Raw genomic sequence first — 12648 nt, forward strand, 5'->3', positions numbered from 1 at the left:
CAGTGCCTGGTGCATTCAGGGGAACTGCCCGCCTTCCGCGTGGGGCCGCTCGTTCCGCATCCCCGAGGAGCTCTTGACGACCACCTTCGTTCCCCCTCCCAATTTCCGGCTATGAGCGCCCGCATCCTCGGCGTGACGCCCGGCCGCGTGTCCCAGCGCCACAGCGATGCCCGGCGCCGCCTGGCCGACGGCCCGGTCGCCGCGTTCCACGACCTCTTCCGGGAGGAGGAGAGGCTCCGGGCAGTCGCCGAAGACGCCCAGACGCCGCTGTTCGAAAGGGTCCGCGCCGGCTCCGTGGCCGCGGCGCTCAAGAAGGCCGCCCAGCGCCTGCTCGGCTCCATGTCCGTCGCCGCGAACCCGGAAATCCACCACGGGGCGGAGCTGTCCTGAGCGGCCCCGCCCCGTCGTCAGACACAAGCCGGTGCGGTCACCTCAGTCCGAAGGCCCGCACGATGGTCTGGCTGACGCTGTTGCCCACGGTGTCCTTGGCGAACGTGCGCAGCGTGACGGCGCCGGCCGAGCCGGGGGCGCGGAGCTTCGCCGTCCATCCCTTGTTCGTGCGGTCGAGGTGCGCCCTGGTCCACGTCGCCCCGTCGTCGTACGAGATGTCCACGGTGATCGTGTCGATCGGACCGTTGTCCACCGCGGTCGGGATGTGCAGAGGAGTGACCGTCAGGTCCGCACGGCGTCCCGCCCGTCCCGCCGCGTCCAGGTCGACGTCGTAGTCGAGCTGGATCAGGGGCAGGTCCCTCGACGAGTCGCTCTCGACGTACCCCGACGTGAAGTTCCACTCGGTCAGGGTCCGGGTCGAGTACGGGTACACCGAGGCATCGCGGGAGGCCTCGTTGACGAGCCGGTAGGGCAGCCGGTCGGGGCTGACCAACGGCACCATGGACAGGCCACGGTCGAGCCGTTCCGTCTTCACCTGGTCCACGAGGTCGTCGCCCTGGTAGAGGGAGATGGTCTGCGTGGCATACGGGTTGAAGAGCGCCTCACCCGCGTGGCTCCCGCCGGAGTCACCCCATGAGGGGACGGTGATCGCGAGCGCGTCGCCGCCGCGGTTCGGGAACGAGACCGAGTTCATCCGCGGGCGCTGGATGGGGCCGAACCAGCGGACCGAGGTGGTCGTGCCGCCCACGTAGGCGAGCCTCTCCGAGGACTCCTGGATCTCCGCCGGGATGACGAGCGCGTTCTCGAACCACGTGACGCCGCCGTCCGCGGACACCCAGTCGGTGCGCCTGCTCTGGGCGGGCATGGCGGTGAGGTAGCCGCTGACGCCCGCGCGCCCGTCGGGCTGGATGTCGTAGCGGGACTCCATGGCCCTGTCCTGCTGGTAGTTCTCGAAGGAGACGTCGACGCGGGCCAGGTCGCCCTGCTTCGGGCGGTATGTCGGATCGGCCGGGACCGCTCCGTCCCACCAGTGCACGAGGTCGAAGAGATAGGCGACCTCCGGGTGGGAGACCACGTGCAGCGGCGTCCTCCCGTGCTGGACGCGGGAGATCAGCTGCTCGCCCTCGTCCCGGGTGATCGACGCCACCGGCAGCGGGGCGTCCGTCTGCACCGCGTCCCACGCGTCGAGCCGGCCGTACCCCGTGTTCACGATCAGGAGCAGCTTGGCCCCCGCCTTCGCGGCGGCGTCGGCCTGCGCCTCCGGCGCGACGTTGCCGGTCCAGCGCACCACGGCGACCTTGTCCCGGGCCTTCACCCGGGCGAAGTCCGCCGCGGAGCCCTCACCCGCGAAGACCGTGTCAAAGGTCCGCTGCCCCTCGGGCAGCGGCTTGAAGCGGGTCTGGAGGAGCAGGTCGTCGTAGTCGCGATCTCCCGTGGACACCGCGAGGCGGGGCTGCTCGTCACGCCAGCGCGCGCCGAAACGCAACGCCCCGTCGGTCGCCTTGTCGGTGGGCTGCGCCCACATGCTGTCGTACTGCCGGCCGAGCAGGTAGGAGTCGCCGATGCCGCCGTTGCCGAATCCGCGGAGGAAGTCGATCCTGGACTCCGCCGTGGTCCTCGGCTGGTCCCCGTCCGGGGGCAGGATGGTCCTGACCTGGTGTGCGGTGGAGGCGTCCAGGGTGACCTCCGTGTCGGCGGCGAGGTCGATCCGGGGCTTGCCGAGCAGGACCTTGCCGAGGGAGTACGGGCCGTGGACGCCCTGTACGTCGCCCCACATCCAGATGGCGTAGGTGCCGGTCGCCACTCGCAGCTCCGTTGTGCCGGAAGCGTCGACCGAGTAGTAGTCGATCGACTGGTGGCCGTTGGGCAGAAGGCGGGTCACCAGCAGGTCTCCGGCGAGGGGCTTGCCGTCCCTGTCCTTGGCGTGGACGGTGAGCCGCGCCCGCTCACCTTCCTTGTAGAAGCCGATCACGGTGTGGGCCAGCAGGGCGCCCTGGGCGTCGGACGCCTCGATCCGAGCGCTGAAGTGGCTGTCGAGATCCGCCCGGTCCAGGTTGGCTCTTACGGTCACGGTGCTCGTCCCGTGGGCCGGGATGGTGACCTGGGGCGTGGACAGCTCGAACAGGCCCGCCGGGGCCCCGCCCGAGACGGCGAGGTCGAGGGTGACCGGGCTGTCACCCGTGTTGGTGTAGGTCACCGGACGCTCGGCCCGCTGGCCTGCCGTGTACGGCCACTTCGCCGCGATGAACGCCGTGCCGGTGGCGAAGACCGTGTTCCGAGCGGCCGACGCGACGTCGAGGAGGCCGCCGCCCACCTGGTATGCGTTGTACTGCCGGAGCAGTTTGCTGGTGCTGATCAGACCGTCCTTGAGCTGCTGCCCGGTCCAGTCCGGGTGAGCGGCCGCCAGCAGCGCGGCGGCTCCCGCGACATGCGGGGTGGCCATCGAGGTGCCGCTGAGGGTCTGGTAGGAGCCCTCGCCCTCGGACGTGTACTGCGACCGGGCGGCCAGCACGTTCACGCCGGGCGCGGCGATCTCCGGCTTGGGGGCGGAGTCGCCGACGCGCGGGCCGCGGCTGGAGAACGACGCGAGGGCCGTGCCCTTCGCGCCGACGCTCACGGCCGCCACCGAGAGCGCGGCGTCGGCGGTGCTCGGCGTGCTGACGGTCCCGGGCTCCGGGCCCGCGTTGCCGGCCGCGATGGTGAAGAGCGCGCCGGTCTCGGTGCTGAGCTTGTTGACGGCCTGGCTCAGCGGGTCGGTGCCGTCGGTGGGGCCGGCGCCGAGGCTCATGCTGATGACCTTGGCGTGCTGGTCGCGGGCGGCCCATTCCATACCGGCGATGATCCAGGAGTCCTGGCCGCTTCCCGCGTTGGAGAGCACCTTGCCGATCAGGAGGTTCGCGCCGGGGGCGACGCCCCTTTCCAGTCCCCCCGAGGCTGCGCCGGTGCCGGCGATGGTCGAGGCGACATGAGTGCCGTGGCCGTTGTAGTCCTTGATGTCCTCATCGGGGACGAAGACGGCGGTGGCCGTGACCCTGTCCTTGAGGTCGGGGTGGTCGGCGTCGACTCCGGTGTCGAGGACGGCGATCTTGACGCCCTCGCCGGTGTTGCCCGCCGCCCACACCTCGGGGGCGCCGATCTGCGGGACGGTGTCGGCCAGGTCCGCCTTCGCCTTGCCGTCCAGCCAGATCTTGGCGATCCCGCCGGTCAGGGACGGCGCGGCGGACGTCTTGCGTGCCGAGTCCCCCGGGGCGGAGCCGGTGAGGGAGGTCCAGAAGCCGGCGGCGCTGTCGTGGTCGGCGGACAGCGCGGCGCCCTGGATGCTGCTGAGGGTGCGGACCTTCCTGGCCCCGCCCGGCACCGTCTCGGCCTGCTTGCGGGCGGCCGCGTCCGTGTAGGTGACGATCAGCGGCAGATGGTCGCTCCGCGCGTCGTCGTAGCCGTCGGCGACGAGCTCGGTGACGTCGAAGAGACCCTTGTCGAGCAGTCCCGCCGCGACGTACGGCACGGCCGAGTCGGGGAAGACGTAAAGATGATCGTCGACGGTGGTCACCCTGGCGCCGGCCCGCCCGCCGTTCGGGCCCTGGATGGAGACGCCCGCGGGGCCGGAGGTCCCACCCCTGAGCGAGACCTTGTCACCCGTGATCAGCGTTACGGTGCGTGTGGTGGCGCCGGCCGCGGCGGCCAGGGCGGCGGTCTTGTCCGGGGGAGGTGAGGTCGTGGCCGCGAGGACCGGCGAGGCCGCCATGACCGCCGTTAGGGCGGCGGAGAGGACGGTCAGCCCACGCCGATGAGAGAGGGGGTTGCGCAAGGAGTTTCTCCCGAAATGGGGCATAAAGAGCACTCGACATGATCGAGAGCACCTAGGGAGTAATCAACTCCAGCTCTTGGCGGCTTTGCGACATGTCGCGGTTTCGACAGTCAGCGGCGAAACCAGATGCCCCGCAGGCGGTCATCCGGCATCGTGGTCGCCGACGTGCCGGTAGACCGGCCGGCGGTAGCGCTGGGCATGCTTGAAGATCTTTCCCGTTCGCAGCCAGCTCTCCACGATCGGGTGGCCGTACTCCAGCTGTCTTCTCGCCAGCTGCTTCCACCGCTCGCCCCTGAAACCGTCACGGCCGAGGATCTCCACGATTCGCCGCTCAGCGACGAGCCGCCTGTGTCGCATTCCCGGGCTGTCACGGGCCACGCCCGGGGCGTGCTCTCTCTCGATCTCATGGAGATCGTTAGGTGAGAGTTCCACCGGCTCGACGTCGGCGCCGTCCACCCGGTTGTCGCCCGCCTCAGAGCTGTCGCCTTCTGGCCCATCGCCGTCTTCATGACTACCATCCGCCGTCCCCTCCCCACTTCGCGACTCCTCTTGAAGGAATTGGCTGACCTCCGAGAGGTCCGATCCAGGTGTCGCACGCGCCACGGGATCCCTGCTGGGCGGAGATGTGTGCGACACCATGAACGCCTCCTCGCGGGGGAGGGACGGGCGCGGCTCGCCATCGAGCCGCACCTATAGGTGTAAGCCGAGGGCCTGCGCCATCACGGCCGGGACATGACCAGGCCGCTGACGCTCTTCGGACTCACGTGATCATTCCCGACCGATCGCGAGAACGACGGAGCCCTGGGGAAGCGGCAGCCTACTTCCGGGCGTCGCCTTCGGGCCGCTCTCTTGGGGTCAGCCGCCCGGCGACAGGCGGTAGTTCCAGGAATCCCAGCGCCAGCAGCAGTGCGGATATGGCGGTCAGCACCCCGCCTGCGACGTCGGGGGGGTAGTGCACTCCCAGGTACATCCGGGCCAGCGCCACCCCGGCCGTCACCAATGCCCCGAGTACCGCTGCCAGGGCTCGAGCGCGCCCGCGCAGCACGAGGACCAGGGCGAGCGCCACGGCTGCGGCGATCGTGGTGTGCCCACTGGGGAAGCTCTGCGCATTGTCCGGAGCTTCGACCCACAGCCGGGCCGGTGGGCGGTGCTCAGATACCGTTACCTTCGCCACGAGGGCCAGAACCAGCGCCCCGCAGAGGGCGAGCAGCACCCGGACCGCATCCCGCCGCCGGTGCAGCATCCACAGCACTGAGGGAATCAGTATGGCCAGCGCCACCCCGACCAAGGTCTGCGACGCGTCCGTCGCCGATTTCGCCAGCCATGTCAGTGCACCGTCACGCCGTTCGGCGAGTTGCTCGTCGAAGGCTATGTCCCACCGTGTCAATACGGCCGTTTTAGCCGCCAGCCCCAGCCCGAACAGCGCCGCCAGCACGACCAGGCCACTGGTCAGCTTTTTTCCACCTGAGGTCACGTCACGTCCTTATCACGGCCGGCTATCTTCGCCGCCGAATACTTCCTGGGTGAGCGAGCGCAGTAGTGATGGACCAAGAACGCACACTCCTGCCTATTGGCGATTGCGCGGTTTTCCCATGCACCGAGAAAGAATTTTTTAGCGCCCCAGGCTGCAATATCTGTAATGTCGCGTCCGCATTGCGGCCTATGAGGAAATCTGAATCAAACGCTCTGCCGCACTAAACCCGGCGCAGCTGCTGCAGTAGGCAGGCAACGCCCCAAGCGCGCGTCCGACCTCGGCATACCCAAAGCTAAGAGTCACGCCCCCGGGTGACGATCACGCGTTCCAGCCGCCGTCTACGCGGATTTCTCCGCCGGTCGTGTAGGAGGCATCGGGGCTCGCCAGGAAGGCGATCACACCGGCTACTTCGTCGGGAGACGCGTAGCGGTGGTAGGGCAGGAGGCCAAGGAGAAACTTGCCGAGGTCGCTTTCCTGGGGGATTCCCATGTCGGTGTCCGAGGGGCCGGGCAGGACCGCGTTGACCGTGATCCGCCGGGGTGCCAGGTCGTGGGCCCAGGAGCGTGTGTAGGCCGACACTGCGGCTTTCGTCGCCGCATAGTCCACGAGGCCGGCGGCGGCGCTGCGTTCCCCGTTGACAGAACCCATGTTGATGATGCGCCCGCCGTCAGGCATGGACTTGACCGCTTCCAGCGTGGTCGCGACCAAGCCCTGCACGTTCACGGCCCACTGGCGCGTGATGTCGTCGAGTGACAGCGAGCCGATCGGGCCGGTGACGAAGACACCGGCATTGTTGACGAGTACGTCGATGCGGCCGAAGCGGTCCGCGACACCGCGCACCATGCCGATGACCTCGTCCGGCTTGCCCTGGTCGGCCTGGAACGCCGCCGCTTTCACCCCGAGGCTGGTCAGCTCGTCGACCACTGCCTCGGCCTTGTCCTTCTCGTGGACGTAGGTGAGGGCGACATCTGCGCCTTCCCGTGCGAGGCGATCAACCTTAAGAAGATCATCACTTGGTGGCCGGACATGCTGCGCGTGGCCGGGTCGCTGATCACCAACCAGGTCCGCGCCTATGACCTGCTGCGCATGTTCGGCCGCGAAGGCCGCCCCACGCCGCTCGGGCAGGCCTTCGAGGAGTACGGCCGCATCGCCAAGACTCTCCATCTCCTCGCCGTGATCGACCCGGTCGATGACACCTACCGGCGCCGGGTCAACCGGCAGCTCACTATCCAAGAAGCCCGCCACACGCTGGCCCGGGAGATCTGCCACGGTCGACGCGGCCGTATCCACCAGGCGTACCGTGAGGGCCAGGAGGATCAGCTCGGATCCCTCGGCCTTATCCTGAACGCGATTGTCCTGTGGAACAGCCGCCACCTGGATGCCGCCGTGGAACAGCTGCGTGCCCATCCGCCCAAGGACCGAGAAGTGCTCGACGAGGACGTGGCCCGGCTCTCACCCCTCGGCTATAAGCACATCAACACGCTGGGCCGCTACAACTTCATCGCCTCCCAGCCCGGCGAAGGCCTTCGCCCGCTACGAGACCCCTCCCAGCACGAAGAAGACGAGGGCTGATTGCAGGCCTTAACCCGCCCATGAGGGGTCGTAAGTAAGAGGCATGCGCCCAGCCGCCAAATTCGTGATCATGGCGACCCCGTCCGACCTTGTCCAGGATTGGGATTTCGTTCCAAATCACTCCGACCCCCTCAACCGTGCGGGCAAGATCGATCGTCGAGCGCTCGCCAAGGTGCTCGATCCCGCACTCCCCCACCCGGACGCAACACGCAACCCTCACGTTGTGCCGTTCACTGGCACGGGCGGGACGGATACGGGAAACTGTCCCAATGCCTGCTGAGTACACCCAAAGTGACCAGTTCCGTGGTGCCCGCATCCACCTGAGCGACCTCTCCGGCCTCGAGATTCGCGATTGCGACGTCACCGGCCTGAAGATCGTGGACTGCTATGGGGGCAACGTCTCCCTCGGTGGCGGCTTCGAGCGTGTCGTTGTCAACGACGTCGACGTGACCGCCTACGTCGAGGCCGAGCTCGACCGGCTGCATCCCAACCGGGTGCTGGCCCGTGAGGCCACGTCCGCCGCCGAATACCGGGCCGCTTGGGATGCCATCGAGAAGCAATGGGAGGAGACGCTCGACCGCGCCAGGCGCCTACCCGAGGCGAAGCTGCACGAGCAGGTCGACGGCGAGTGGTCGTTCGTCGAGACGCAGCGGCATCTGCTGATGGCCAGCGATGCCTGGATCGGCAACGCCGTACTCGAGGAGGACGCGCCGTACCACCCGTTGGGCCTTCCTAGCGGCGGGATGCCGGCCGAAGCATCGGCGAAGCTCGGGCTCACCCTCGATGCCACCCCGACGCTCGACGAGGTACTCGCGCCGCGGCTCGCCCGCATGGCCACAATGCGCCGGGTCGTCGACGAGCTCACCGAGGCCGAGCTCGACCGGGTATGTGGTCGCAAGCCGGCCGACCCCTACCCGGACAAGGAGTACGTCGTGCGCCGCTGCCTCACAGTGGTGTCCAAGGAAGAGGCCGAGCATCACCGGTATGCGGTCCGCGACCTCACCGTGCTCGAGGCCGGTGCCCGAACCGAGTGAAGGCGCGTCCCGGCAACGGACGGCGATCTCGCGATCCTGCGCTTGACCAGCCCATCTTGCTGTCGGAGCCCCTCATCGCACCCGCACTGCCCAGCCAGGGCGCGGTGCCGACCGGCGAGGTAGTCCCGACCGGCGAGGTAGTCACGACCGGCTACGGAAAGACCAGCAATGCGGGCTTCCCCAACGAACGACGCGAGGTCTTCCTCGATGTCACGCCGAGGTGGACCTGCGAAGGCATCCACCAGTTCGTGAAGCCGATCACGCCCGGAATGAACTGCACCCGCAAATCCGGCCAGACGACCCGAGCATGCGGCACTGGGTGATGTCGTCATCGGAATCGACTCCTGAAATATCTCTGGCCAGTGCGGCAACCGACCTATCCCACCGTGATTAGGAATGTTTCTCAGCACCGAACCTGGATAAGCGGCAACGTGGGGAGGTAGCCGGCGGTTCATCCCCCTGCCTTCAGCCGGAACGCGAGGCGGCGGGGCGCCTGCACGCGATAGCTGTCCGTCACCAGCTCGGCAACCTCGACCCAGTCCGTCTCGTCGTCCAGCACCATTCCCACGACATTCACACCCCAGTCGGCCCGGAAGAACGGAGGGCCGGCATGCGCCAGCGCGGCCGACTCCCCGGGCGGCGCCCGGAAGGTCATCAGGATGGCCGGATCGTCCATATCGATGTACGCCGACCCCCTCACGTCGGTGGTGTAGACGTGCAGGAACGTCCGCCGGCGAATCCGCCACCGCAAGCCGATCCACGCCGGCTCCTCGTACGCCTCGGGCAGTTCCCCGCAGATCACCCGGAGCCGGCCCACAACGGCGGGTGGAACGTCCGCGATGTCACTCATCTATACCTCCCGCGCCCATCCTGCCCGCCGGGTAGGACATCAGCACATCAGAGTCTCCGGGGTTGGCGGGGCCGCGCCGACGTCATAGGACTATCGGGCCCTGGGCGCGCGCTTCACGTGGCCGATCTTGACGCCCTGGATGGCACGCCGGTGCTGGACATCAAACCGTACCTCCGCGAGTTCGCGCCGCAGGACGAGGTACGGCAAGCCCCCTGGGCAACCAACCTGATGCATCAGTACTACTAAAACTGGATCGCGGGCCCCGGAAGATCTCGTCCCACAGAACCGGTCGGCTGAAGGCTGGGCCCGCGAGATCACTTCCGGTCGATCCCGGCGGGCGTTTGATAGACGAGCACACATGAAACAGTTCTCACCGGAGATCGCGAACAGGGCATTCGCCGTTTCATAGGTCGTTTCAAAACTGTAGCCACATGAAACGACCCCATGAAACACTCACCGGGTGAATGACGGGTACCTCAGCGTGGAAACCCACGGCTGCCCCATGTCCAGCTGTGCCGCGCCTGCCGGGTCACCTTGCCGGACCAGCAAGGGCAGGGTGGCGATCAACTACCACACCGCCCGGTTCCGCCTCGTCCCCTCGCTCGCCAAGGCCCTGACGGTTGTCACCCCGCCGATCCGCAAGCCGGGCACTCCGTGGGTCGAACTGCCCCGCCCCGCAAGCTCCGGGGCCGAGCTGAGCGGGCACGTCCGGATCGGGTACGCTCGCGCGTCCACAGCCCGACAGTCGCTCGACACCCAGCTCGACTCTCTCACCGCCGCGGGCGTGACGAAGATCTTCTCCGAGAAGATCTCAACCCGCGCCGTCAGTCGTCCCGAGCTCGACCGTGCGGTGGAGTTCGCGCGGGAGCTGCGGGCCGCCAGCCTCGGTGTCACGCTAGTGGTCCACGAGCACAAGCGCCTCGGACGCGGCCTGGCCCTGGCTGAGCTCGCCGAGCAGCTCAAGTCCTATGGCGTCGCCCTGGAATTCCTCACCGGCGAACTTCAGGGCAACCACAACCCGTCCGGCATCGTGTTCACCGTGCTCGCCGCGCTTTCCGGCATGGAACGCGAGTACATCCGCGACCGCAGCCTGGAAGGCCACGAGTCAGCCCGTACCCGCGGCCAGACCATCGGCGGCGCCACCGTCACCGACGACGCCATGCTCTCCCTGGCCCTCCACCTGCGCGAGAAGAACCTCAGCCTGCGCGAGATCGCGGCCAAACTCGTCATCACCAAGGGCAAGAAGAAGGGCCGACATCCCTCGCCCGCGACCGTCCTGCGGATGCTCCGCGAACACGACGAAGCCGATGAAGATCATTCTCACCGCTAATGGCTGTACCGCTGTTCCTCAACCCCGGGCCCGCTGGGGTCAGCACCAGCAGGGACGATCGGCGGTCGTCCGGGTTGGCCTTGCGCCGACACCAGCCCTTGGCCTCGAGCCGGTCGACGACGGGCGGCCCCTCGCAGTTGTCCGTGTCGTGGATGACGACGCGGCGCGACGCCGCCGATATCCGTACACATCAGAGACGGCCGCGGCGGCCGCGCCGATGTCGCCGGCCGCGAGCGGGAGGACCTACTGGACGATTCGGCGCTGTATCTCCTGTCGATCGGCCTCCCAGGTGCGTCCGGGCACGGTCGCCAGGACCGTGGTCACGACTTCGCCGCACCCTCGCAGCGAGTATGACCAGGTCCTGGCGTCCTTCAGTTGTCGAAAGGGATGTGCCGGCAGGGCTCAGCGGGCCGTGCGCAGCGTCGTGGGCGCCGGCTCGCCGGTGGCCACCGGAACGTCGGCCGTGCGTGCGGCGGCCAGGCTGCTGGTGATCGGACGTCCTCCGGCGACGGTGAAGGTTCCCTCGTTGAACGTGCTGCCCGAGGGGGCCGTCGCCACCGCGAAGGCGGCGAAGGCGTTGCCGCCGGGGATGACCGAGGTGGAGATGTAGTCGCCCACCATGCGGCCCTGCGAGGTGTCGGCGATCCAGGACAGCGACATCGGCCCCTGGATCTGGGTGGGCGCCGCCCAGCTCGATCCGCCGTTCGTGGATGAGGTGGCGGCGACGGTGAGCTGGCAGGTGGCGGCCGTACAGCTGGAGGCCGGGTAGCGGTAGTAGGTGAGCGCCAACCGGGCGGTGGCGCCGGAGGTGGTGCGGTCGACGCCGAGACCGGGGATGAAGTGGTCGCCGCCGTCGCTGGTGATCCGGGTGACCGCGCCCCAGGTGGTCTCGCTGGTGGACTTGCTCATCACGATGTCGTTGCCGGCGCAGCCGGACTGGAAGCGGCAGTCCTGCCAGGCCACGTATGCGGTCCCGGCGGAGTCGATCTCGGCCGTCGGCAGCGGCTCGCTGCGCAGGCCGCCCGCGACGGTGTGGTCCTGCACGGCCGACACCAGGACGGAGGCCCGCCAGGAGACGCCGCCGTCGATGGAGCGGAAGGAGCGGATCTGGTTGTTGTTGCTCAGGTACGGCACCAGCACGGTGCCGTTCGGCCGCACCACCGGCTGTCCGCCGAGGCCGGTCGACGAGGTGCCGACCACGGTCCAGCTCGCGCCGCCGTCGCTGGAGCGCGCCATCCTGATGGCGTTGCCCGCACCGTTGTCGTCGAACTCCGTGTAGCAGCGGCCGAAGAACGGGCTGGTGGAGGTGTTGTCGCAGACGATCCAGTTCTTGTCCAAGTTGGCCGATCCGGTGGCCGCGGCGGTGGTGACCGGACTGCCCCAGGTGTGTCCGCCGTCGGTGCTGCGGCTGGTCAGGACAGCCGCGCCGGCGACCCCAGAGGTGTCGGTGATCGCGAGCGTGGAGATCATCCAGACGTTGTCCCGGGCGTCGAAGGCCACGGACGCGTCGCTGACCCGGTTGAACCTGCCTCCCGAGAAGGTGGTGATGCCGGGCAGGTTGCCCCGTGTCCAGGTGACGCCGTTGTCGCCGGAGGTGGCGAAGGCGACGTCGGACGCGCCGCCGTCGAAGAACCGGCCGGTCTGCTGGGCGGTGACGATGGTGCTGCCGAACTGGAAGGTGTCCGGTTCCACCTGGGTGCGATGCTGGCTGGTGGAGTTGGTGAACGTGTCGGCCCCGATCTCGGTCACGGCGACGTTCGCCAGTGCGGGGGTGGCGGCGAGGATCAGAGCCGCGGCGATGACGACCGGTGAGGTGGTCAGGGCGGCGATTCCTCGGCGCCCGGCGGGGGTGGGCATCTGTCCGTCTCCAAGGGGGTGGGAGGAGTACCGCGCCGAGACCGGAGTATGGCCTCGGCACGGCGGATGACCTGTTTAATGGCGTTTCAAGGGGATCGCGCAGTGGCCGTGACGGTCTGCGTGTCATCGGCGAGGTCGGCCCATGACGCGGGTTCGGTACCGGGAGCAAGGGCGGGACACAGGGCAGGCCGATGCCGACGGCCTGGGCGGGACACAGCGCAGGCCGGTGCCCGCGGCCGTACCCGTGACGGGGGACGTCGAGGAACGCGCCCGGGGCGGCCGCTTGAGCGCACGCCGAAATCGCATCCTGCCTCCGTGGGACGACGGGACGAC

13 protein-coding genes are annotated in these 12648 nt (G+C 68.6%); 6 read left to right on the forward strand and 7 right to left on the reverse strand.

Going from position 1 to position 12648, the window contains the following annotated elements; genetic code table 11:
- Window positions 1-111: 111 nt before the first annotated feature.
- On the forward strand, window positions 112-390 hold the full coding sequence (locus Mco01_RS27410) for a hypothetical protein (RefSeq protein ID WP_204059742.1): 279 nt from the start codon (window positions 112-114) through the stop codon (window positions 388-390).
- 37 nt (window positions 391-427) lie between these two features.
- On the opposite strand, the gene Mco01_RS27415 is transcribed toward Mco01_RS27410, so the two are convergent.
- From Mco01_RS27415 to Mco01_RS27430, 4 genes are all read right to left on the reverse strand, one after another.
- Complete coding sequence (locus tag Mco01_RS27415) at window positions 428-4135, reverse strand: S8 family peptidase (RefSeq protein ID WP_204059743.1); 3708 nt, start codon at window positions 4133-4135, stop codon at window positions 428-430.
- A 204-nt stretch (window positions 4136-4339) separates the two neighbouring features.
- Window positions 4340-4837 (reverse strand): hypothetical protein, encoded by a 498-nt coding sequence (locus Mco01_RS27420; protein WP_204059744.1) that lies wholly within the window; start codon window positions 4835-4837, stop codon window positions 4340-4342.
- A 178-nt stretch (window positions 4838-5015) separates the two neighbouring features.
- Window positions 5016-5672: a phosphatase PAP2 family protein gene (locus tag Mco01_RS27425; protein WP_204059745.1), complete on the reverse strand. Its 657-nt coding sequence runs from the start codon at window positions 5670-5672 to the stop codon at window positions 5016-5018.
- Window positions 5673-5990: 318 nt separating this feature from the next.
- Window positions 5991-6734 carry an SDR family NAD(P)-dependent oxidoreductase gene (locus tag Mco01_RS27430; protein WP_372444992.1) on the reverse strand — a complete coding sequence of 248 codons (744 nt, stop codon included), beginning with the start codon at window positions 6732-6734 and terminating at the stop codon, window positions 5991-5993.
- Between Mco01_RS27430 and Mco01_RS39295 the strand changes: the two genes are divergently transcribed.
- From Mco01_RS39295 to Mco01_RS27445, 3 genes are all read left to right on the forward strand, one after another.
- A complete protein-coding gene (locus tag Mco01_RS39295; RefSeq protein WP_372444990.1) occupies window positions 6618-7244 on the forward strand; it encodes a Tn3 family transposase in 627 nt (208 codons plus the stop codon). The two genes, Mco01_RS27430 and Mco01_RS39295, sit on opposite strands and share 117 nt — an antisense overlap.
- A gap of 269 nt (window positions 7245-7513) precedes the next feature.
- Window positions 7514-8278: a DinB family protein gene (locus Mco01_RS27440; RefSeq protein ID WP_204059748.1), complete on the forward strand. Its 765-nt coding sequence runs from the start codon at window positions 7514-7516 to the stop codon at window positions 8276-8278.
- Window positions 8279-8382: 104 nt separating this feature from the next.
- Window positions 8383-8601 (forward strand): hypothetical protein, encoded by a 219-nt coding sequence (locus Mco01_RS27445; RefSeq protein ID WP_204059749.1) that lies wholly within the window; start codon window positions 8383-8385, stop codon window positions 8599-8601.
- A 128-nt stretch (window positions 8602-8729) separates the two neighbouring features.
- On the opposite strand, the gene Mco01_RS39300 is transcribed toward Mco01_RS27445, so the two are convergent.
- A complete protein-coding gene (locus Mco01_RS39300; RefSeq protein ID WP_239103948.1) occupies window positions 8730-9128 on the reverse strand; it encodes an MmcQ/YjbR family DNA-binding protein in 399 nt (132 codons plus the stop codon).
- An 84-nt stretch (window positions 9129-9212) separates the two neighbouring features.
- On the opposite strand from Mco01_RS39300, the gene Mco01_RS39305 reads away from it, so the two are divergent.
- Together Mco01_RS39305 and Mco01_RS27455 are read left to right on the forward strand one after the other, a co-directional pair.
- The gene (locus tag Mco01_RS39305; protein WP_271217825.1) at window positions 9213-9374 is read left to right on the forward strand and encodes a TrmO family methyltransferase domain-containing protein; all 162 of its coding nucleotides are present in this window, start codon (window positions 9213-9215) and stop codon (window positions 9372-9374) included.
- A 235-nt stretch (window positions 9375-9609) separates the two neighbouring features.
- Window positions 9610-10458 carry a recombinase family protein gene (locus Mco01_RS27455; RefSeq protein ID WP_425559998.1) on the forward strand — a complete coding sequence of 283 codons (849 nt, stop codon included), beginning with the start codon at window positions 9610-9612 and terminating at the stop codon, window positions 10456-10458.
- Here Mco01_RS27455 and Mco01_RS27460 read toward each other — a convergent pair.
- Both Mco01_RS27460 and Mco01_RS27465 read right to left on the reverse strand, forming a co-directional pair.
- Entirely contained in the window at window positions 10358-10639 is a 282-nt protein-coding gene (locus tag Mco01_RS27460; RefSeq protein ID WP_307825673.1) for a MarR family transcriptional regulator, read from the reverse strand. The genes Mco01_RS27455 and Mco01_RS27460 overlap by 101 nt on opposite strands.
- A 221-nt stretch (window positions 10640-10860) precedes the next feature.
- On the reverse strand, window positions 10861-12315 hold the full coding sequence (locus Mco01_RS27465) for a sialidase family protein (protein WP_204059750.1): 1455 nt from the start codon (window positions 12313-12315) through the stop codon (window positions 10861-10863).
- Window positions 12316-12648 lie beyond the last annotated feature (333 nt).

The sequence above is a fragment of the Microbispora corallina genome (assembly GCF_016863035.1).
Lineage (GTDB): Bacteria > Actinomycetota > Actinomycetes > Streptosporangiales > Streptosporangiaceae > Microbispora > Microbispora corallina.